This window comes from Parasediminibacterium paludis, assembly GCF_042651445.1.
Lineage (GTDB): Bacteria > Bacteroidota > Bacteroidia > Chitinophagales > Chitinophagaceae > Parasediminibacterium > Parasediminibacterium paludis.
In genome coordinates this window covers 302,543-325,658 of record NZ_JBHSDC010000002.1, presented here as the reverse complement: position 1 = coordinate 325,658, position 23,116 = coordinate 302,543, and the positions used below count along the sequence as shown (strand labels likewise).

Below are 23,116 nucleotides of genomic sequence, written 5' to 3'. Positions count from 1 at the left end.
TTTGTGTAGTAAAAAAATCAACCAAAATTTTATTTATTACTGTATTTTCTACATTGGGTTATAACAAAATCCCCCAGATTTCTCCGAGGGATTTTAATATAACGTGTTTATAATCAGTTAAAACACATTGAAAGCGAAACTTGCATAATATAAACCACCTATTTGTGCATTACCAAAACCGTTGGTGTAATATCTGTTAAACATATTTGTTGCACCAATCTTTAAAATGGATTTTGTAGCAGGGAATTTATAGCTAATTTGACCATCGAAAGTAATAACTGATGGCAAATCACCTGCACCAAATGTACCTTCATAATAGAAGCTATCTTGCCATCTGTACACTAGGCTGAAACCTAAACGTTTGTCAGGGCCAAAACCAGTATTGCCAAAAGTAATATTAGTACGGTATTTTGGCGTGTTGAAGAAAGTAACAAAACCAGTTGGAATATCAGATATTTCATCGGAGTAGAAATTGGCGCCAATGGTGAAGTTTTGTGGCAATAAATAATCTAAAGACACCCCATAACCACGCGTTGTTACTTTACCAGTACTGTTAGTAGACACTTGGTATACTTTTGCAGCGCCGCCAACTATTTGATATACGTTTGTACCACCAATAAAGTTATCGTAGGAAGCTGTATAACCATATACATCTAATAGTAATTTTTTACCTATTAAGCCTTTATAACCAATTTCATATGAGGTAGCCGTTTCTGGTTTAAACTCCCCAAAAGTTGCTGGCGCATTGGTTCTTACATCATACACAGGCGCACTGCCGAATACATAATTCCTTAATTGTGGTAGACCTCCTAACAAGGTTGCGGCACCAACATTCAACTTAATCCATTGGTTTTGTGTAGATGGGAAACGATACGCTTGTTGGTAAGATACACGAATATTTTGGTTTTCGGCTACCTTAATCACAGCCGAAGCACGTGGTGTAAAGCGACCAGCAAAATTTTCGTTTTTATCGTAACGACCAGACACTGTTAATTTCAATACATCATTGAACACTTTTTGAGACAACTGACCATACACACCAGTTTCAGCAATTTTAATTTTACCAGCAGTATCAGCAAATAAGGTACCCTCTGAATTCAAGCGGTATTCTTTGTAATTACCACCTACTAAAAATTCTGTACCGCTTTTTGCTAGGCCTAAAGCATCGGTTAAATTGTATTGACCTTCATACATATATAATGAAGTTTTATCTACAAACAAACCACCGCCCTTAGAAATTGGTGTGCTAATAACTTGGTTGAAAATAGGGTTATCTAGCAAATTACCTGTTGGTCTACCAGCATCTGCAACAGCTCTTGCAGCTGCGTGTGCCATTGCATCAGACGCACCACCAAGTCTATTTGTTAAATAAGCTTGTGTGTATTGACCAAACCAAACGCTACTAGGCTTTACCTTCTCATTAAAATATTGTGTTGCCGCTGATGCATTATAACTATCACCTGCATCTTCTTGTGTAGTGTAGGCACGTACATACCAGTTTTTAGATTTTAGCTCAAATTTGTATTGACCAATTCTAAAGTTTTTTAATGAATATCTACCCAAACCTGTGTATACCGTATTACCAATACCATAGTTTGCAGCAATAGAAGCTTCTAGATTATCAGTTATTTTGTAATGTAACGCACCTGTTAATTTTACATTTACAGTTAAAGGACTTATCACATCTTTTTCATCATAACCTGTTCTTGAAACATTTTGCGTAGCAGGAATAGATGCAATAATATTTGCTAACGCAGGCTGATAAGGACCTGGGAATAAAGGGGCTACAGCGTTTTGTGCAAAAGTTTTGAATGTATTTAAACCAGCTGGAAATGCAGAGAAATTAGTTTCATCACCATACACGTTCACTCCATCATAAGCGGGATCGCTTCTATCGCCTGCAATTACTTGACCAGTCGTTCTATCACCACCAGCTGCAGTTTGGAAATTTCTTTTATCATTACCTACCCAATCTGTTGCTTGTGTAAAAGATGCACCAATTTTAAATGCCCATTTTTCAGATATTTTTTGCGCCCAACGCACGTTCCAATCATTGAAAGCTGCTGGATCTCTCTGTTTGCCATCAATATGGTTCACACCAGTTTTTATTTGAAAACTTAGACCTTGATATTTGAAAGGGTTTTTACTGTTAATTAGCAATGTACCATTCATACCGCCAGGGCCATATAACGCAGAACTAGCGCCCGCTAATAACTCTACATTGTCTACATCCAATTCAGTTAAACCAATAATGCTACCAACGGCAAAATTTAAACCTGGGGCTTGGTTATCCATACCATCCATAATTTGGTTTAAACGTAAATTACCACTACTGTTAAAACCACGTGTACTTATTGTTTTAAAGGTTAAACTAGAAGTAGTTACATCCACACCTTTCAAATTTCCAACAATATCGTAATAATTAGTGGCAGGTGACTGACGAATATTGGCACTACTAATTCTTTCGATAGAAACTGGTGATTCTAAAATACGCTCAGGCACTCTGGAAGCAGCTACTACAACTTCCTCACCAAGTACAAAATTTGTTTCTAAACCAACAGATACCGTAGAACCATCAAAAGCAACTTCTTTTGGGGCATAACCTACCGAACTAATAATTAGTGTAAAAGGTGGTTTTTGCGTGGTAGTAAATTTAAAATTACCCTTATCATCGGTAAAAGTACCTGCTGTGCCACCTTTAATAGTTACAGATACGGCTGATAATGCCTCCTTTGTTTTATTATTTGTGACACTACCAGACACGGTAGTTGAAGATTGTGCAAATGCAACTGTAGAGGTTAGGGTAAACAATACAAGTGCAACACATAAGCAATGTAGCTGTTTCATAATGGCAATTTTGTTAAGAAAAAGAAAACTAATTGATTAGCAAAGTAATAGTTGTTTAGCTAACCATAAAAAAAATATTTGTACACAAAAATAACAGCTTGTTAAGAAAAAAAAAAGCGCATTCGTAAAAGGCATTTTTTGAGGCATTACTTTTGACGCATGTCAGTATTTCAATTTCCGCAGCAAACCAACTATTACAAGGGTAAAGTACGCGATGTATATAGTATTGGTAACGATACATTAGTAATGATTGCCAGCAATCGCATCTCTGCTTTTGATGTTATATTACCAAGTCCAATACCTTATAAAGGACAAGTACTTAACCAAATAGCGGCTTATATGCTTGAAGCTACAAGGCATATTTGCCCCAATTGGTTACAAGCTACGCCTGCACCAAACGTAAGCATTGGTAAGCGTTGCGAACCTTTTAAAATAGAAATGGTGGTTCGTGGTAATCTGACTGGCCATGCTTGGCGCACTTACAATTCAGGCAACAGAACACTTTGCGGTGTTACCATGCCAGATGGCATGAAAGAAAATGATTTTTTTTCTATGCCTATCATTACGCCTAGTACCAAAGCTAGTGAGGGTCATGACGAGGATATTAGCAAAGAAGATATTATTGCACAAGGCTTGGCAAGCGAAGCTGATTGGGCTATTTTGGAAAAATATGCGTTGGCATTATTTGCCTTTGGCAAAGAATTAGCGGCTAAACAAGGCTTAATATTGGTAGATACCAAATATGAGTTTGGTAAAATAGGCGATACTATTTATTTGATGGATGAAATTCATACACCAGATAGTAGCCGTTATTTTTATGCAGAAGGTTTTGAGGAAAGACAAATAGCAGGCGAAAGACAAAAGCAATTAAGCAAAGAATTTGTGCGTGAGTGGCTGATTGCCAATAATTTTATGGGCAAAGAGGGGCAAACCGTGCCGCCTATGAGTGAAGAATGGATTGACACCATTAGCAAACGGTATATCGAGTTGTACGAAACCATTATCGGTAAAACTTTTGAACCGCAAGCTTTAAGTGATGAAGCAACCTATGAAGCAATTGTTGCAGCTTTAACTGAAGTAGAATAAGTTAAATAGTATTTTAAAACATATTTTCATAGAAATCCAAGGTATTGCAACCTTGGATTTTTTATTGAGTTAATTAACCATACCCACTACTTAGCTAAAAGTTTTAAATAAAAAGCTTAATAAAGAAGATGCCCTGGTGTCCTATTGTTGGTTTCATTATTTCATACAAGGCCTAATATTTTACTGAATAAACATATACAAACATCTAAAAAAAGAATATGAAGAATCAAATCTTATCATAATAAGTAATTATTTTTATAAAAAGCTACAAACCTCATAAGCCGGATTCTGTTTTAACACTATCATTTATCTACGATAAACATTACTGTTCACCTGTTGCTGCCTACCCTGATGCATCGAACGAGCCGCTCTCAAGCGCATCTATACGTGGCATTACAGTACCCAAGGTTTACCCACGCCTAGTATTACTACTAAGCGTTGTAGGCTCTTACCCTACATTTTCACCCTCATCTTAATAATTGCTCATTAAGACAGTTATTTTCTGTGGCACTTTCTCTTTTTGCTTGCGCAAAAGCCGGCTCTTCACCGGTAGGTTGCCCTATACTGTCCAGACTTTCCTTTCCAAAATGAATTGGAACGATAGTTCGGGTTTGTAGCGTGGCAAAGGTAACCAGTAAAACCATATTAGAAGTACCGTTAAACTATAGTAATGAATTTTATACTAATTAATAAAAATTAAATATGAATGCACTATTGCCGTTTCACGAAAAAAAACAAGTCATTCAGAGAAAAAAAGGTTCAAATTAAATAATTCTTGTAAATTTATTACGCCTTAAAGACCATTCGTGTACGCCTTAGTGCTACTCGAAATAAACCCAATCCAATTAATGACTAACGCATCCAATTATCTCATTCAAGCTTTTGACATAATACCTTTGCCTTGCATCATTATAGAGGTAAATACCTTAAACTACACGATTAAACATGTCAACAAAGCTTTTATATCAATTACCAATACTTTTAATGTAGAAGAATTTTCTGGCAAAAATTTAGACGCGATTTTCGTTAATACCGATCATGAACAAAACAGTGCAATTGTTGACATCAATAACGCCATAAATGCTACCATAACTACAAAACAAAGTCAAAAAATTGCTCATTTACAGCTAAATATCAATCATCAAACAAACGCAATAACCACTTGGTCGGTAGAGCATACACCAATGCTGGACGAAAAAGAGCAAGTTGCTGGCATATTATTATCATTTACGCATATCTCAAATACAGATTTGGTTGAACAACAAACGCTTCAACAATCCAAATCCAACTTACAAAACGAAGATCTGGCATCACAAACAGAAATAATTAATCGCATAAAAAATAACCAAGCAGCTATTATTAATAGCACTGATGATATTATTTTTTCTGTAGATAAAGACTTTAAGTTGGTAGCTATTAATACGTCCTATCAGCAATTATTATTAGCTATGACAGGTCGTCTAGAAAAGGAAGGTGATCAAGTACTTACGGGCAGATTAGGTAAAGAACTAACAGATAAATGGAAAAAATATTTTGAAAGGGCTTTTAATGGTGAAAAATATAGTATCCAAGAAGAAATATTTAATCCTTTCAAGTGCATTAAACAATATGGTCTTATCAACTTCAATCCTGTTTATAATACAAAGGGTGAAGTAGAAGCGGTAGCTTGTTTTGCAAAAGATATTACAGCTGCTACGGTTAGTTATCTAGAACTAGAGAAATCTAAAATTGAATTAGAAAAAATTTTCACCGCAAGCTTAGATGTAATTTGTGCGGTAGATGAAAATAATATCTTTATAAAAGTGAGCCCTGCCTCAAAAATTGTTTGGGGTTATGAACCAGAAGAAATGATAGGCCACTCCATATTTGAATTCATTCACCCCGATTATTTTGAAACCACGCAAATAGCTGTCAAAAAAATAAAAGAAAGCAATAGCACTATCAATTTCGAAAATCAATATATCCGAAAAGACGGAAGTATTGGCACCATAGAGTGGAATAGTAGTTGGGATGCAAAAGAGCAAATACGCTACGGTGTGGCAAGAGATATTACAGAAAAAAAGAAAATAGAACTGGCATTATTAGAAAGTAATTTGCGATATCATTATGTTACAAAAGCCACTTCAGATGCGATATACGATTGGAATCTAGAAGAAAACGCCGTTTTTGTTAGCGATATTTTTACGGAAGTTTTTGGTTGGAGTATCGAACAATGTAAAACACAAATCAGCGATTGGCCCAATTTCATTCATCCAGACGACCGTGATAAAATTGTAACAGGCATCCGAGCAGATATTGCTGGCAATGCCACAAAATGGCGTTACGAATACCGCTTTTTAAAAACCAATGGACAATTTGTACATGTTGTAGACAAAGCTTTTATTATTAGAAATGCTAATGGAAAAGTTGTGAGAATTGTAGGCGCTAAAAGAGATGTTACAAAACGTGTAGAAGAGCTATTACGATTAAAGCTATTAGAATCTGTTATTACCAATACCAACGATGCGGTGGTTATTAGCGAAGCGAAATCATTTGATGAAACAGGACCTCGGATTATTTATGTAAACGAAGCTTACACAAAACTTACAGGCTATTCTCAAAATGAAATCATTGGGAAAACACCTCGAATTTTACAAGGCCCAAAAACAGATGTAAAAGAACTTGCACGCTTAAAACGTCATATCGAAAGAGCAGAGCCCTGCGAAGTCACTTTGGTTAACTATAAAAAAACAGGAGAAGAATATTGGGTAAACTTTACCATCAATCCTGTCACAAACAAACATGGTAAAGTAACGCATTGGGTATCGCTTCAGCACGATGTAACAGATAAAAAACAGCAAGAAATAAATATGATGAAAGCAATCATTAAAACGCAAGAAGATGAGCGTTATGAAATTGGTGGCGAGTTGCACGACAATGTTTGTCAAATACTCACCAGCAGTCAAATAAGTTTAAAAATGCTGAAAAAATATTTGCCAGTTAATGACCAATATCGCTTAAACGAAGGGCTAGAATATATTGCACTAGCCACACATGAAATTAGAAATTTATCTCACCGACTTGCCCCAGCATTTTTTATTGATACCACCATAGAAGAAGCATTTACCAATTTGATACGCTCGTTTAATATAGAACAAAAATACTATGTATTGATAGATTTTGATGAAGCTTTTAAACAACAACCAGCCAGACGAGATTTTCAATTAAATATCTACAGAATTTTGCAAGAACAACTTAAGAATATTTTAAAACATGCACATGCAACAATTATTAAAGTAAAAGGCAAGGTTGAAAATAATGTATTAACATTAACCGTTACAGATAATGGCGTGGGCTTTAATATCAATCAAGTAAAAAATGGTATTGGCTTAGCCAATATGAAACGCAGAGTAGAATTGTTTTCAGGAAAATTTAACATACAAACTGCCACTGGCTTGGGCTGTATACTTACCGTTGAAATACCAATCAAAGAAATTATTTAATAATTAAAAAATATCTCGGTAGCCCCATAGCCAAAGCGGCCGTCATATTGGTTTACAAAGCTTTTTACCTCACGTTTGGTTTTTAAAATATCATGGATTTCATCTTTTAATTTACCTTTCCCTACACCGTGAATCACAATTAAACTTGCTTGTCGATGCGCCACAGCAAGGTCGTACCATTTTTCAAATTCTTTTAACTGAATGGTAATAATCTCAAAATTACTCAGTTGCTCCCAATTATTGTTTAATTTTTCTATATGTAAATCTATTACACTCCTTGCTGGTTCAAGGTTTTGGCGAATTTGGCTGGCCTGATAGACTTTGTAACCTTTGGCTACAAGACTACTCATTTCAAATTTATCTTCTTCAAAAGCCTTTTCTGGATAGTCGTCAAATAGCTTGTACGAAACGGTTGGTTCGTTATTGTCCTTCATTTGTTCTATTCGCTGAAACAGTTGTTTTGGTTTAATTTTTACGGCTGTTTCAAAGTGTTCGGCTTTCTTTTTTTCAGGCACAAGTAATGAAAAGTCGATATGAAAACTCGGGCTATCATTAACATCTTCAAATTGTATATCATGCAGGTAAAAATCGTGAAAAGGCATTACCTGATTTTGCAAGGCAAAATTACTTTGCCCCAAAAACTGTTGGTCGTATGTAAACTGATAACCCTTGTCGGTTTTATTTACCAAATATACTTTTAGCGATTCTACCACTTCATCATTAAAATCATCTAGCGAAAACTTTGGTATCAACGCTAGCCACACACCTTCTGATACTTTAATAGCGTTTGGCAGGGGCTTTTCGGCAGGAATACTATCCACAAATACTTTGGCTTTTTTGGGCACCTCCACCACCTTTTTTTTGCTAAAACGATAGAAATAGGGAAAATCAATTTGATCCATATAAGCAGGAAATTTCACCCCACGCACTTCAATCATTACCATTTTATCGTTCATGATGTCTACTACCCTACCCTCTTCATTACTATGTAATACGATAATTTCATCTCCTATTTGGTACTTCATAATCTTTGCTACTTTTTGCTTTACTAAGCGGCAAAGGTAATTGATGATAGGCGTGATTGTATTGAATCACATATTTCATTTATCAGTTTGTAAAAAATAGTATTAAACAGAATGTTCACAGCAATGTTACTTAGTGCGATACCAATGCAAATAGACCTTATTTTTGTTGCGCATTGATGTTTTTCTTACAAATTACTGGTTACAGATTATGAAGAAGATTGAATTGGAAATTGTAGCACTATCACACAGCATTACCCAAACACACTCCTACGCTGTAGTGCTTGGTGAGGTAAATGGGTTACGTCGCTTACCAATAGTAATAGGCGGTTTTGAAGCACAAGCTATTGCTGTGGCTTTAGAACACATGCAACCAAGCCGTCCATTAACGCATGATTTAATGAAAAACTTCATGAATGCATTTAATGTAGAGTTGCAAGAAATAGTGATAAGCGATTTACAAGAAGGAATTTTTTACTCAAAATTGGTATGCTATACCGAAAACGATACTGTAGAAATTGATAGCCGTACGAGTGATGCTTTAGCACTTGCTGTGCGTTTTGCCTGCCCAGTATATACATATGAACATATTTTAGAAAGTGCTGGTATTTTGATGGAAGATAGTAGCGGTAAAAAGAAAAAAGGGGAAGCAGTTGGTGTAGAAGAAAGTGGCGCTGGCAGAGAAGATTTAAGTACGATGAGTATTGATGATTTACAAAACTTATTAAATGAAGTTTTAGAAAACGAAGATTATATCAAAGCCATTGCTATTAGAGACGAGATTAATAAAAGGAAATAGTAACCGCTGATTTTCTATGATTCGATGATTTTTATGATTTAGTAACTAATTCTGAGGTTTCTAATAATCCTTAAAATCATACAAAATTCCATTTCAGACATTATGGTTGCTTTTCCAAATTGTAAAATAAATCTTGGCCTCAATATTATTCGTAAGCGTAGCGATGGCTACCACGATTTGGAAGCCGTCTTTTATCCCGTACCGTTAACAGATGCGTTAGAAATAGTAAGAGACGATGTCTCTAGTTTCAAGCTTCAAGATAAAAGTACCACAAAGCCCTCAACGGTCGACCGTAGACCATTGACCGTTGACTTCACCTCTACAGGCCTACCAATTAACGGCGCAGAAAGTGATAATTTGTGTGTAAAAGCTTATCAACTGCTTCTGCGAGATTTTCCCGACTTGCCCGCCATAAAAATGCACTTACATAAAGTGATACCAATGGGTGCAGGTTTGGGTGGAGGTAGCGCTGATGGCGCTTTTGCTCTGCAATTATTAAATAATAAATTTCAGTTACAACTAACACCCGAGCAATTAATTATTTATGCCTTAGAACTAGGCAGTGATTGCCCTTTTTTCATCATTAATCAACCTTGTTTTGCCACAAACAGAGGCGAAAACATGCAGCCAATCCATTTAGATTTATCTACTTACCAGTTGGTGCTTGTCAATCCGCAAATCCATATCGGTACTGGTTGGGCTTTTAGCAATATCACACCGCAAATACCTGCAATATCTATTCAAACAGTAATTCAGCAGCCTGTTGCAACCTGGAAAGATACCTTGATAAACGACTTTCAAAAACCTGCTATACAACAATATCCTGCTATTGGGGAAGCGATTGCGGAACTATACCAACAAGGCGCTGTGTATAGCGCCATGACAGGTAGTGGTAGTACTGTATTTGGTTTGTTCACAAAAGATACAAAGCCACAACTCTCATTTCCTAAAAATTATTTTATACACAGTACTTTACTGTAAATTGAACTTTATATTCGTATAATACGAATCGCCAAAAAGAATGAAATCTTTGAAAAGAATAATACAGGTAACCTACTCAATTTATGCCTTTCTGATATTCATCTGCATCATGTTGGTGGCATTACCGTTGGTGTTGCTTAGTTTATTAGGCGGTAAAATAGCAGGTGGCAATCTCATCTATCGTATTTGCAAACTATGGGCTAAGATTTGGTACTTTTTAATTGGCATGACACACCAAGATATTTTTGAAGCCCCTCATGACAGATCTCGTCAATACATATTTGTAGCTAATCATATTTCTTATATGGATATACCACCTGTAGTCATTACCTTAAAACAGGCTTACAGGGTTTTGGGCAAATATGAAATGGTAAAATATCCAATCTTTGGTTGGATATACAGAGCCGCGGTTATTTTAGTAGATAGACGTAGTCCAGAAATGCGTGCCAAGAGCTTTAGAGCTTTAAAAGCGGCCTTGTCACGTGGCATTTCTATTTTTATTTTCCCAGAAGGTACATTTAACGAAACGGGAAAGCCTTTAAAAACATTTTTTGATGGTGCTTTTCGTTTAGCCATAGAAACAAAAACCCCCATAAAACCCTTATTATTTGTAGATACAAACGAAAGATTTAATCAATATGATATGTTTGGTCTAACACCAGGCATGAATAGAGTGGTGTACCTTCAAGAAATACCAGTAAATAGCTTTACCAAAGCTGATGTACAAAAGCTAAAGCAAATTACCTACAATGCCATGGAAGCGGGCTTACTAAAGTATAGAAACGGCTAATATTATTTCAACTTCATTTGTGCAAAATATGGATGCGCTGGATTTACAATCAGTTCTTGTCTGTAAGGGTGAATTAATACATCCATATCTTCTAAAGGTATCGCACCAAGTAGTAACTCATTATCGCCTGGTAACACCATTGCATCTACCACACAACGTCTATTTTTAAAACGTACCTCAATAGGCCCAACCACATCGTACTCTACTATTCTACCATCAGCTAATTGCCCTTTACGCTTTTCAACTACCGATAATTGCAACTGCGCCTGCACATTCTCATTAATACACATATATACACTGCCAGTATTAACTAGCATGTTTACGGTAATGCGCTTTACTTCTTCTTCACCAATAATTTGACGTCTTGCCATTTCTAAGTCACCTGCATTTATTAAGGTTATTTCTGCATAAATAACACCCATAACCAAAAACTTTTTGTAGCCAAATATACTTTAAATCTACTTTGCAATAACTTGAATAACGTTACTATTTACTTATCAAACTAGCAGCAAAGCGAATACCTTTTTCATCTGTAACTACTTTCTGCATTAATATTCTTAGTTTTTCTGGTATACTCTCAACTTCCTCGGCAGATAATGGCTTAATAATTTCAAAAAATTCATCCTCATCGTCGTAATAGCCAAACACCAAATGGTACTGATTATTGGGATGTAAACGAATAGAGATTTCCTTATCTTCTTCGTATTGGTGCATAGAAATAGCAGCCCATTGGTCTTGGTCTTGGTAATCAAAGCGAATTTCTACGTGACTTTCCCCAAGTATTTCTGTTAATAAACGTTCTATTAAATCTGCTGAATGATTTTGTACTAATGCTTCAAATGTCATAATTACTGCTTATAAATAGCTGCGAAGTTAATTGCTAATCATCATTAAAATGATCGGCATGATACACATGATTAATTGCGAAGACAATAAGGTTTCAATCTATCTTAGCACCTAATTAAATGGCAACACCTAACAACAATACGAGCAATCTTTTTGGCGCATCTACAAGCGTTGGGGGAAATTTGTATTGCGAAGTCATTATTCCACTCGCATTACCCATCACTTATACATGGGCCGTGCCAGAACATTTGGTAAAAGCCATCGCAATAGGTGTACGTGTAGAAGTTGATTTGCGGAATAAAAAATATGCAGGTATTCTAAAATCCATCTCGCTACAAAAGCCTGCTGCCTTTGAGCCCAAAGAGCTATTGAATGTTTTAGATGATGAACCTTTAGTATACGATAATCAGTTGAAACTGTGGCAATGGATAAGCCAATATTATATGTGCAGCGAAGGTGAAGTGATGCAGGCTGCAATACCTAGTAACTTGAAATTATCTAGTGAAAGCATTTTAATTTGGAACGAAGAATGTGGCTACGATTTAAACGATGGCACACCATTTACCGACGAAGAATTTATCGTAGCACAAGCCCTTGAAGTAAAAAAAGAATTGCGCCTAAGTGAGGTGCAACAACTACTCGATTCATCGCATGTTTACCCCATTATTAAGAAATTAATAGACAAACAAATTTGCTATGTATGGGAAGAATTGAGGGATAAATACAAGACGAAGACCGAGACTTACATTTACCTACACCCTACCTACAATAACGATGAAGCGCTTAGTGAATTGCTAAATAATTTTGGCAAAGCACCCAAGCAAATGGAACTATTGCTTGCTTATTTACACTTAATAAAAACAGAAGGGGAAGTAACCCAACCAGTATTACTAAAAAAAAGTAATGCCTCTGCTGCACAACTGAAAAGTTTGCTAGAAAAAGGCATATTAATAGCAGAGAAAAAAGCCACGGATCGCATTAAAGCTTTACCCAAAGACATCACCGTAAATTTTGACTTATCTGCTGCGCAACAAACGGCTTACAATGAAGTACTTACAGCACTTGCAGAGAAAAACGTATGTCTATTACATGGTGTAACTGCTAGTGGTAAAACACAGATTTATGTAAAGCTAATAGAGCAATACATGCAACAAGGCAAGCAAGTTTTATACATGCTGCCAGAGATAGCGTTAACCTCACAAATCATCCGCAGATTGCAGGTGCATTTTGGTGGCAATATTGCTATTTACCACTCCAAATTTAACCCCAACGAGCGGGTAGAAATATGGAATAAAGTAAAAAAGGGGCAAATAAAAGTGGTGCTTGGTGCAAGAAGCAGTTTGTTTCTGCCATTCTCAAATTTGGGCTTGATAGTAGTAGATGAAGAACACGATGCTAGCTTTAAACAACAAGACCCTGCACCACGCTATCATGCACGTGATGCGGCGGTTTACTACGCTAGTTTGTTTAATGCCAAAGTGTTGCTCGGCAGCGCTACACCTTCTATTGAAAGCTATTACAATTGTATGCAAAACAAGTATAGTTTGGTAACCTTGACAGAGCGTTTTGGCAATGTAGATTTACCCACCATCAACTTGGTGGATTTAAAAAAGCTAGCTACAAAAGATAAAAATAAAATAGCCCTTTCACCACAAATGCTAAGTGCTGTTGAGTTGTCTTTAAGCCAGCAGAAGCAAGTAATATTGTTTCAAAACAGGCGTGGTTACAGCCCTTACATGATATGCAATAATTGTGGTTGGATACCGCAGTGCCAGCATTGTGATGTTACACTCACTTACCATAAAGCCAAGAACAAATTAAGCTGCCATTACTGCGGCACAACTTACCCAGTATTGCATACTTGTGCCGCCTGTGGTAGTCATAATTTTATACAAAAGAATTTTGGTACAGAAAAGCTTGAAGAACTAGTGGCAGAAGCTTTTCCGAATGCCAAAGTAGCCCGGATGGATTTAGATACCGTAAAAGGTAAAAACGACCATGACACCATGATCAAACTATTTGAACAGCAACGCATAGATATATTGGTGGGCACACAAATGGTGGTAAAGGGTTTAGACTTTGAACACGTCAACCTAGTAGGCATTATAGATGGTGATGGCATTTTAAACTTTACCGATTTTAGGGTAAATGAACGTGCTTTTCAGTTGATGGAACAAGTGAGTGGCAGGGCTGGCAGAAAAGATGGCAAAGGCAATGTGTTAATTCAGGTGAGTAATGTGCAGCACCCTGTGCTAGGTTATGTGCAAGCGCACAATTACCAAGCCTTGTATCAGTTTGAAATTGAGGGTAGGCACAACTATCAGTACCCACCTTTTTACAGAATGATACAGTTGACGTTAAAGCATAGAGATAGCTATGTAGCCGAAGAAGCCGCCAATATTTTACTGAAAGGATTAGAGGTAAACTTTAAACCCTACCTCAACGGCCCGGCACAGCCACCTGTAGATAGAATACGCAACCAATACTTGTGGGAAATACTGATTAAACTACCCAAAAGTGCCCAACTGATTAACCAATGCAAACGTGAAATACAACAGCAAATAGCCATTATAAAAAGTGAGCGCAAATATGCGAGTGTAGCTGTGGTGATAGATGTGGATCCGGTGTAAAGAATGCCATGCGAACCCGATAGCTATCGGGTCACTGACTTCGTAAGCTTTATGCAGTGAGCCTCAGGCTCAAAAGAACATAGTAACTACGAAGTCAGAGACTTCGTAGAGCAGGATAATGTTTTTAACCACTTACACACTTAATTGGATACTCCCAAGTAATCATCTTAACAACTATAGTACCACTGTAGCACTGCCGACTGACTGTAACTTTATGGCGCCCAACTGCCACTTTGTGCCGCTAAGCTTCAACTTTAGTACGCGCAACTGCCACTTTGTACCGCTAAGCTTCAACTTTGGTGTAACCAACTACCAATTTACTAGGTTTAATGGCAACTTTAAGCCGCCTAATTACAACTCTGCTCCGCCCAAATGCAACTTTGATAAAATTGATTGCAACTGAACTGCAACAGACTTCCCATTTATATATCCCAACTACTGCTTTGCTTGTTTTCCTGCCGTTGTTGTATCCTTGCCAACAACAAATAATGCTGTTGGTGAAAGCAACACCAACAGCGGCGAAATGCGTGTTAATAAGAGTTGCATTTGAATGTTATTTCTGTACATTCTCATTCATACATTATACTCTCTTGCATCAGGGATAGCAACGGAAATACTTTTTGCGCCGCAGGTGCAAAAAGCTTACTGTGAATAGCCCGACCCGCTAAAGAATGTAACGCAATAGTCTATTAACATAAACTCCCATCTCTCTGCTTTTTACTAAAACACTGGGTGGTAAAATTGGCTCGCCCAAAAAACCTTTGTATATTGACCCTCAATACAAAACTTAACAGCATGAGAAAATTATGGATAGCCCTTGTGGCTCTAGTTCCTGCACTTGCACAAGCGCAACAATTTGATAAGCCAGTAGCGGCAATTAACGATTCGGTCATTGCTTGGCGCAGGCATTTTCACCAATTTCCTGAACTATCCAACAGAGAGTACAATACAGGGGCATATATCGCTGCTTACCTTACTAAGCTTGGTTTAGAAGTTAAATATCCTTTTGCCAAAACAGGTGTAGTGGCCATTTTAAAAGGCGGAAAGCCCGGGCCTGTCGTTGCACTGCGCGCAGATATTGACGCTTTGCCAGTAGTAGAGCGTGTAAATATACCATTTGCGTCTAAAGTAACTAGCGAGTATGCTGGACAGAAAGTGGGCGTGATGCATGCTTGTGGTCATGATTCGCACACATCTATCTTGATGGGTACAGCAACGGTTTTGAAACAAATGCAGAAAGATGTAGCGGGTACGGTAGTATTTATGTTTCAGCCAGCTGAAGAAGGCGCACCGGGCACTGAAGAAGGTGGCGCACCATTGATGATCAAAGAAGGCGCAATGGATAACCCAAAAGTAGAAGCAGTGTTTGGTTTGCACATCAATTCGCAAACAGAAATCGGCACCATCAAATATAAATCTGGTGCTACTATGGCTTCAAGCGATTGGTTTACCGTAAAAGTAAAAGGCAAGCAGAGCCATGGTTCTCAACCTTGGAGCGGTATTGATCCTATTGTAGTGGCATCACAAATAATAACTGGCTTTCAAACCATCGTTAGCCGACAAGAAGAGCTAACAAAAGCCCCAGTAGTGATTACTGTTGGTATCATAAAAAGTGGCGTAAGAAGCAATATTATCCCAGAAGAATTACTCATGGAAGGAACTATCAGAACGCTTGATAGTAAAATGCAAAAAGACGTACACGAGCGCATGACACTAACAGCTACCAAAATAGCCGAAGCGAGTGGGGCAACGGCTGAAGTAAGTATTGATACCAAAACATTGGTTACCTATAATAATCCAGCATTGGTAAAAATGATGTTGCCTAGCTTAGAAGCAGTTGCTGGTAAGGATAAAGTAGTTGAAAGTGATTGGACAACTGGTGCTGAAGACTTTAGTTTTTATGGCGAAAAAGCCCCAGCATTTTTCTTCTTTTTAGGTGGTATGCCTAAAGGTGGTGATCCTTTGAAAGCCGCCCCACACCACACACCCGATTTTTACATAGACGATAGTATGCTTGGTGTAGGCGTAAAAGCTTTTTGCCAATTAGTGTTTGATTATGCAAAGCTGAAGAAGTAGGGATTTGTGATTGAAATGATTTGAATGAATTAAATGATTTTGATTGTATTTTAAATATATATAGCCGCTTTAATTTTTGAAGCGGCTATTTTATTATAGTCATTCAATCATTCAAATCATTACTAATCAACGGTAGTTTCTTCCCACACTTTTACGAGTTCTACTAGCATGGTTACAGCAAGTTGCATGTCTCTTACACCAATCCACTCGTGCTTGCTATGTATGGCTTGCATACCAGTAAACAAATTAGGGCAAGGTAAACCCATAAAACTCAATCGGCTACCATCTGTACCGCCACGTATTGGTTCTTTTACAGGCTGTAGCCCTATGCGTTTGTAAGCAGCTTCTGCATTGGCAATTACTTGAGGATATTGGTCTAGCACTTCTTTCATATTACGGTATTGCTCTTGTACCTCAAATTGCATGGTTGCTTTAGGATATTTTACCACCACAGTTTCTGCTATCGCTTTTAACTTGTCTTCATATATTTTCAAATTAGCCGTTTCAAAGTCGCGAATAATAAACTGCACACTTGCTTTCTCTGCTAACCCATTCATAGCTACTGGATGCACAAAACCTTGTCTATGCGAAGTCGTTTCAGGGCTCCATTCTGTTGCTGGTAATGCAGCCACTATTTCGCTCACTATTTTTAATGCGTTTACCAAGGTATTTTTTGCATAGCCAGGATGTGCTATTACACCATTAACTGTAATAGTTACGCCATCGGCACTAAAGGTTTCATCTTCCAATGTGCCTAATTCGCCACCATCTAAGGTATACCCAAAATCTGCCCCAAGTTTTTGCATATCTAGCTTGGCTGTGCCTTGCCCTACTTCTTCATCCGGGGTGAATAAAATTTTAATCGTACCATGCTTTACTTCGGGGTGTAACATCAAATAATTACATAAATCCATTATTTCTGCCACGCCAGCTTTATCGTCGCTACCAAGTAAGGTAAGCCCACTTGCCGTGATGATATCATGACCAATATGCTGTTGGAGATATTTGTATTTGGTAGGGCTAATTATTTGTGTCGCATCATCGGGAAGTACTATCTCTTCACCTTGATAGTTTTGGTGCAGAATGGGTATTACGTTGGTACCACTGCAATCTGGCGCTGTATCTACATGGCTACAAAAGCAAATAACAGGTACTTTTTTAGGGGTGTTACCAGGTATGGTTGCATATACATAACCGTATTCATCTGTATGCGCATCTTCAATGCCCATCGCTAATAATTCTTCTGCTAGAAGCTTTGATAGATCTTTTTGTTTTTCGGTAGTAGGATGGGTATTACTATCAGGATTACTTTGTGTATCAATTTTTATATACTTTATAAATCTTTCAGCCACAGTAAAGTTGTATTGTTGCAACATAATCGTATTTTTAAGCGCAATTTATAACTCTATAATGGAAACACCCTTAAACAACCGACCAACTATTGAAAATGGCTTTTTGAGAGCCATCTTATACTTAATTACAGGTTTTGTATTATGTGGTATGGTGCAATTGATGTATTCAACAAGTGCAGATGTAGTGACATACAACGAGGTTAACAATCCACAAACAATTCTAGACATTTTAAAATCTTATTTTGTTATTAAAATAGGCTTGGTACTTGTTGCGTTCCTATTTATGGTTTTGGTAAATAGAGAACTAATTCGTCACCTCGGATTTAGGTGGGAAGGCAGTAGCGCTTTTGCTGGTTTTTTAGTAGGATTCTTTATTATCACAATTGGTACAGTGGTATTACTTTTTACTAAAAATATTTATTTCACCGATATTGGTACAGAAGATACAGATATTTTTTACGCCACATTGCTTTGTATAGTAGTTGCCTTTATTGAAGAAATATCGATTAGAGGTTATTTTCTAAAAAACCTCATGCAAAGCATGAACAAATGGGTGGCTTTAGTATTTGCATCATTGGTATTTGCCCTTTTGCACTTAGATAATACTGATATCACCCTTATTGCTTTTGTGAATATTTTTATTGCTGGTATTTTATTAGGAATTAATTATGTATATACCAAAAATCTTTGGTTCAGCATCTTGCTACATTTTAGCTGGAACTTTTTCCAAGGCCCAATATTTGGTTATAAAGTCAGTGGCATGTCGATGGGCAAAAGTTTTATAAAACAAATTGCACAAGGTTCCGATATGATTAGTGGTGGCGATTTTGGCTACGAGGGTTCCGTAATATGTACTATTTTACAAGTAATTTTAATCGTTGGATTAATTTGGTACTATCAAAAAAAATATGCTACCAAAAAAGTGGCAGAAAATCAAGAAAATGATTTTCTTGCTGCTTAAAAATAATCATACAAAAACGCCACTAAAATTGATTTAGTGGCGTTTTTTATTTACTAATTAAATACACTACTAGTAAGCTCTCGCAAATAATACACGTTGTGTAGATGGATGGCTCGTAAAAATACACTTACCTTCTTCTAACGGATTATCTAAAGGAATACAGCGAATGGTAGCCTTCGTTAATTCTTTAATTTTCTCTTCTGTTTCTGGTGTACCATCCCAATGAGCAGCAATAAAACCAGTTTTACTATCTAGCAATTCTACAAATTCATCCCAATCATTGGCAGGTGTAATATGCTCGTTTCTATAGGCTAAAGCTTTGTTAAACATATGCAATTGAATTTCATCAAGCAGCGTTTTGATATAGTAAGCGATATTATCCATACCAACCGTCATCTTTGCTTTGGTGTCTCTTCTTGCTAGTTCCACCACATTGTTTTCTAAATCTCTCGCACCAATTGCTAATCGGACCGGCACACCCTGCATCTCATATTGCGCAAATTTCCAACCTGGGCGGCTATTATCACTGTCATCGTATTTTACACGAATACCCAAATCTTTTAATTGCTGCATAATACCATGTACTTTATGGCTTATCATGGCTTTTTGTTCATCCCCTTTATAAATTGGCACAATTACAACTTGCAATGGCGCAATTTTAGGTGGTAACACCAAACCGTCGTCATCACTGTGCGCCATAACCAACCCGCCTATTAATCGTGTACTTACCCCCCAACTTGTACCCCATACATAGTCTAATTTATTTTCTTTATCGCTAAACTTCACATCAAATGCTTTGGCAAAATTTTGCCCTAAAAAATGCGATGTGCCGGCTTGTAATGCTTTGCCATCTTGCATTAAGGCTTCTATACAAAAAGTTTCTTCGGCACCTGCAAAGCGTTCATTAGGCGATTTTATGCCTTTTATCACGGGCAAAGCCATATAGTTTTCTGCAAAATCGGCATATACATGCAACATTTTTTCTGCTTCTACCATCGCTTCCTCTTTAGTAGCATGAGCGGTATGCCCTTCCTGCCACAAAAACTCTGCAGTACGTAAAAATAAACGCGTCCGCATTTCCCATCTTACCACATTCGCCCATTGGTTTACTAGTATTGGTAAGTCTCTATACGATTGTATCCAGCCTTTATAAGTACTCCAAATAATCGCTTCACTCGTAGGGCGAACCACCAATTCTTCTTCCAATTTCGCCTCAGGATCTACCATTAATTTCCCTTTATGATTGGGGTCAGCCTTTAAGCGATAATGCGTTACTACAGCACATTCTTTCGCAAAACCTTCCGCATTTTTTTCTTCTGCTTCAAACAAACTTTTAGGTACAAACAGTGGAAAATAGGCGTTTTGGTGCCCAGTATCCTTAAACATTCTGTCTAACACATCTCGCATATTTTCCCAAAGACCAAACCCATAAGGTTTTATCACCATGCAACCACGTACAGCACTATAATCGGCGAGCCCACCTTTTATTACCAAATCATTATACCATTGAGAATAATCTTGTGCCCTAGACGTAATTTCTTTGCTCATTAATTCTTTGTGTTTTTCTTAACTAAATTATTTTTTCAACAAACGTTGTATGGCAAAATATTTGTAAATTTAATACGAAAAATACGTTGCCGCCGTAAAAGTAGTAACTTCACATTATCTATAAGCTAAAAACTGCAGGTTATGAAAAGTGGATTTTTATTTCTCGCCTTTGCTTCAGCAGTATTATTTACTGGCTGTGCCGCCATATATCAAACCCAACAAACACCAGACGACGTCTATTTTTCGCCTGCAAAAGTAGCACCAGAGGTAAAAGAAGTCGCTAAAAATACCAATACTAACGATCATTACGAAGAATATATTAGCAGCAGTGACGATAGATATTTACGCATGAAAGTGGCCAATAGAAATCGTTGGGATGCTTTAGATGATTATAGCTATTGGAACGATAGTCGGTTCGATTATTATGGCTACAGCTATAGTAATAATTATTACGGCTATGGCTATAACAGCTATAATTATTGGAACAATTGGGCAATATATCCAAGCTATAGTTGGGGTTTCTCCAATTTTTATGGTTTGGGTTATAATCCATATTATTTTGGGTACACCAGCTATTATAATCCTTATTACAGTATCTATGGGGGCTATTACAATCCTTATTATTGGGGCAATAATGTAGTGGTGCACAACAATTATGGGCCTCGCAGATATTCAAGTGGTAGCAACCTATCCGCTTTTGGAAACAGCAATTACAATAATGCTAATACGCCAACGCGTAACAACAATAATAGTTCATCCTTTGGTGGCTTGGTTCGTAGGGTAATTGCACCACCTACAGGCAGCCCTTCGGGCACACCATCTAACACTGTAGATAGACCTGCAAGAACCTTTACACCTTCAACAACACCAACATCAAACACGGGTGGTTCAAGCGGTGGATTTGGTAGCACAGGTAGTAGCAGTAGTGCACCTCGTAGGCCGAGAGGTTAATATGGCTGAACCATCATTCATGAGATTAAATGATTTTATGATTCTTCTTCATAAAAATTAGCCTAACAATAATTGTTATCCACCATTGATAGCTTGATACTTGCATCTTGCTACTTGTAATCTTATATTATTTATCATGAAAAAATATGTCATCATCATCGCATTTTTCACCAGCTTAGTCAGTTATGCACAAACACCAGATGATGCTTTAAAATTATCTTGGCACACAAGTAATGGTACTGCTAGAAATATAGCTATTGGTGGTGTGATGGGCAGCTTAGGCGGTGATATTACGGCTGCAAATAGTAATCCAGCTGGCTTAGGCTTGTATAAAACCAACGAATTTGTGTTTAGCCCTGGTGCTTTTATATTTAATAATAAATACAACTATCGAGGTACCGATACCAGCAATATTAAAGGTAACTTTAGCTATGGCCCTATTGGCTTTGTGTTTGGCACACCAAGTAAGTATACCTCTAGTGCATGGACAAGCACTGCATTTTCTATTTCTGTTAACCAAATGGCGAGCTACAATAACCACACGCAATATAGAGGTTTTAATAATTATAGCTCCTTCTCTGAGCAATATTTAGAAGAACTTGTGCGTGATCAAGCAGACACAACAGCAGCCGCAGGTAACTATATTTTTGGTTCATCATTAGCCTATAGAACCTACTTAATTGACACGATTAGAGGTGCCAACGGTAGTGTGGCTGGCTATCAAAGTTTGGTGCCTATTTCAACTGGCATTAATCAATACTATGATGCTGCTACCAAAGGGGGCTACCACGAAATTGCCCTAGGTTTAGCTGGCAATATAGAAGACAAACTCTATGTAGGTGGAAGCTTAATCATTCCTGTAGTAAGCTATCGACGAGACTTCGTTTATAAGGAAACTGATGCTACAAACAATCCATATAACCAGTTTGCAAGTTTTACATATAGCGAGCAATTTCAGTCTAATGGTGTAGGTATTGGCGCCAAAATAGGCATCATTTATAAACCACAAAATTCATGGCGACTTGGCTTTGCGTTTCACACACCACAATCCATTTCATTTACCGATAGAATTCGCAGTCAAATGACTACCAATACAGAAAGCTATGCTGGTACTATTACAGAAACAAGTGATAACCTAAACAACGGTAATGCTGGTGAGAGAAAATACAGAGTAATCACCCCCTACAAAATGATTGGTAGCCTCAGCTATGTATTTAAAGAAAACGCTGACGTAAGAAAACAACGAGGTTTTATTAGTGCCGATGTTGAATTTGTAAATTATCGTGGCGCAAGATTTAGCGTACAAAATGCTGACGATTATAGCCGCACTAGCTATTTAAACCAAGTAAACGATGGTGTAAAAAATTATTACAAAGGTAACTTCAACTTCAAAGTTGGCGGTGAGCTGAAGTTTAATGTGTTTGCGCTTAGACTTGGTGGTGCTTACTTTGGTAGCCCTTATGCCGATGATAAATTACAAGTTAGTAAAACATTGTTAACTGGTGGTATTGGCTATCGCAATAAAGGGATGTTTATTGATTTAGGCTATGCACACACTTTTTTGAACGACGTGAATTTTCCATACAGATTAAATGATGTTGCCAATACTTATGCTGTCCAAACTGGTAGCACTAACAATATTGTTGTAACGCTTGGCTTTAAGTGGTAAATTTGAATTTCACACAAAGCTAAAAAGTTAATTAATAATACAAAGAGAACGGTTCGCCAAGGCAAACCCTTCTCTT

16 protein-coding genes and 1 other RNA gene are annotated in these 23,116 nt (G+C 37.2%); 10 read left to right on the top strand and 7 right to left on the bottom strand.

Features of this window, described 5'->3' with window-relative positions:
- Nucleotides 1–117: 117 nt before the first annotated feature.
- Complete coding sequence (locus ACFOW1_RS02065) at nucleotides 118–2,847, bottom strand: TonB-dependent receptor (protein WP_379011969.1); 2,730 nt, start codon at nucleotides 2,845–2,847, stop codon at nucleotides 118–120.
- Between the two features lie 159 nt (nucleotides 2,848–3,006).
- Here ACFOW1_RS02065 and ACFOW1_RS02060 point away from each other — a divergent pair, with 159 nt between their 5' ends.
- Nucleotides 3,007–3,933, top strand: a complete 927-nt coding sequence (locus ACFOW1_RS02060; protein ID WP_379011966.1) for a phosphoribosylaminoimidazolesuccinocarboxamide synthase — start codon at nucleotides 3,007–3,009, stop codon at nucleotides 3,931–3,933.
- A 261-nt stretch (nucleotides 3,934–4,194) separates the two neighbouring features.
- Here ACFOW1_RS02060 and rnpB read toward each other — a convergent pair.
- Nucleotides 4,195–4,550: RNase P RNA component class A (gene rnpB, locus ACFOW1_RS02055), an RNA gene on the bottom strand.
- Nucleotides 4,551–4,781: 231 nt separating this feature from the next.
- On the opposite strand from rnpB, the gene ACFOW1_RS02050 reads away from it, so the two are divergent.
- Complete coding sequence (locus ACFOW1_RS02050; protein ID WP_379011965.1) at nucleotides 4,782–7,415, top strand: sensor histidine kinase; 2,634 nt, start codon at nucleotides 4,782–4,784, stop codon at nucleotides 7,413–7,415.
- Here ACFOW1_RS02050 and ACFOW1_RS02045 read toward each other — a convergent pair.
- Nucleotides 7,412–8,440: a Smr/MutS family protein gene (locus ACFOW1_RS02045; RefSeq protein ID WP_379011963.1), complete on the bottom strand. Its 1,029-nt coding sequence runs from the start codon at nucleotides 8,438–8,440 to the stop codon at nucleotides 7,412–7,414. The two genes, ACFOW1_RS02050 and ACFOW1_RS02045, sit on opposite strands and share 4 nt — an antisense overlap.
- Nucleotides 8,441–8,648: 208 nt before the next feature.
- Between ACFOW1_RS02045 and ACFOW1_RS02040 the strand changes: the two genes are divergently transcribed.
- The 3 genes from ACFOW1_RS02040 to ACFOW1_RS02030 all read left to right on the top strand — a co-directional run bounded on the left by ACFOW1_RS02040 (nucleotide 8,649) and on the right by ACFOW1_RS02030 (nucleotide 11,007).
- A complete protein-coding gene (locus ACFOW1_RS02040; protein ID WP_379011962.1) occupies nucleotides 8,649–9,236 on the top strand; it encodes a bifunctional nuclease family protein in 588 nt (195 codons plus the stop codon).
- A 102-nt stretch (nucleotides 9,237–9,338) separates the two neighbouring features.
- Nucleotides 9,339–10,217, top strand: coding sequence for a 4-(cytidine 5'-diphospho)-2-C-methyl-D-erythritol kinase (locus ACFOW1_RS02035; protein WP_379011960.1), 879 nt, complete (start codon nucleotides 9,339–9,341; stop codon nucleotides 10,215–10,217).
- Nucleotides 10,218–10,257: 40 nt separating this feature from the next.
- A complete protein-coding gene (locus ACFOW1_RS02030; RefSeq protein WP_379011958.1) occupies nucleotides 10,258–11,007 on the top strand; it encodes a lysophospholipid acyltransferase family protein in 750 nt (249 codons plus the stop codon).
- A gap of 2 nt (nucleotides 11,008–11,009) precedes the next feature.
- On the opposite strand, the gene ACFOW1_RS02025 is transcribed toward ACFOW1_RS02030, so the two are convergent.
- The gene (locus tag ACFOW1_RS02025) at nucleotides 11,010–11,429 is read right to left on the bottom strand and encodes an aspartyl protease family protein (RefSeq protein WP_379011956.1); all 420 of its coding nucleotides are present in this window, start codon (nucleotides 11,427–11,429) and stop codon (nucleotides 11,010–11,012) included.
- 64 nt (nucleotides 11,430–11,493) lie between these two features.
- Entirely contained in the window at nucleotides 11,494–11,853 is a 360-nt protein-coding gene (locus ACFOW1_RS02020; RefSeq protein WP_379011955.1) for a hypothetical protein, read from the bottom strand.
- A gap of 119 nt (nucleotides 11,854–11,972) precedes the next feature.
- Here ACFOW1_RS02020 and priA point away from each other — a divergent pair, with 119 nt between their 5' ends.
- Together priA and ACFOW1_RS02010 are read left to right on the top strand one after the other, a co-directional pair.
- Entirely contained in the window at nucleotides 11,973–14,483 is a 2,511-nt protein-coding gene (priA, locus tag ACFOW1_RS02015; RefSeq protein WP_379011954.1) for a replication restart helicase PriA, read from the top strand.
- Nucleotides 14,484–15,278: 795 nt separating this feature from the next.
- Complete coding sequence (locus ACFOW1_RS02010) at nucleotides 15,279–16,559, top strand: amidohydrolase (RefSeq protein ID WP_379011952.1); 1,281 nt, start codon at nucleotides 15,279–15,281, stop codon at nucleotides 16,557–16,559.
- 122 nt (nucleotides 16,560–16,681) lie between these two features.
- Here ACFOW1_RS02010 and pepT read toward each other — a convergent pair whose 3' ends face one another.
- Nucleotides 16,682–17,935, bottom strand: a complete 1,254-nt coding sequence (gene pepT, locus ACFOW1_RS02005; protein WP_379011950.1) for a peptidase T — start codon at nucleotides 17,933–17,935, stop codon at nucleotides 16,682–16,684.
- Nucleotides 17,936–17,969: 34 nt separating this feature from the next.
- Between pepT and ACFOW1_RS02000 the strand changes: the two genes are divergently transcribed.
- Entirely contained in the window at nucleotides 17,970–18,872 is a 903-nt protein-coding gene (locus ACFOW1_RS02000) for a CPBP family intramembrane glutamic endopeptidase (RefSeq protein ID WP_379011948.1), read from the top strand.
- A 69-nt stretch (nucleotides 18,873–18,941) separates the two neighbouring features.
- Here the strand turns inward: ACFOW1_RS02000 and proS are convergent, their stop codons facing one another.
- On the bottom strand, nucleotides 18,942–20,420 hold the full coding sequence (gene proS / locus ACFOW1_RS01995) for a proline--tRNA ligase (protein WP_379011946.1): 1,479 nt from the start codon (nucleotides 20,418–20,420) through the stop codon (nucleotides 18,942–18,944).
- 141 nt (nucleotides 20,421–20,561) lie between these two features.
- Here proS and ACFOW1_RS01990 point away from each other — a divergent pair, with 141 nt between their 5' ends.
- Both ACFOW1_RS01990 and ACFOW1_RS01985 read left to right on the top strand, forming a co-directional pair.
- The gene (locus ACFOW1_RS01990; protein WP_379011944.1) at nucleotides 20,562–21,371 is read left to right on the top strand and encodes a hypothetical protein; all 810 of its coding nucleotides are present in this window, start codon (nucleotides 20,562–20,564) and stop codon (nucleotides 21,369–21,371) included.
- Nucleotides 21,372–21,507: 136 nt separating this feature from the next.
- On the top strand, nucleotides 21,508–23,040 hold the full coding sequence (locus ACFOW1_RS01985) for an OmpP1/FadL family transporter (RefSeq protein ID WP_379011942.1): 1,533 nt from the start codon (nucleotides 21,508–21,510) through the stop codon (nucleotides 23,038–23,040).
- Nucleotides 23,041–23,116 lie beyond the last annotated feature (76 nt).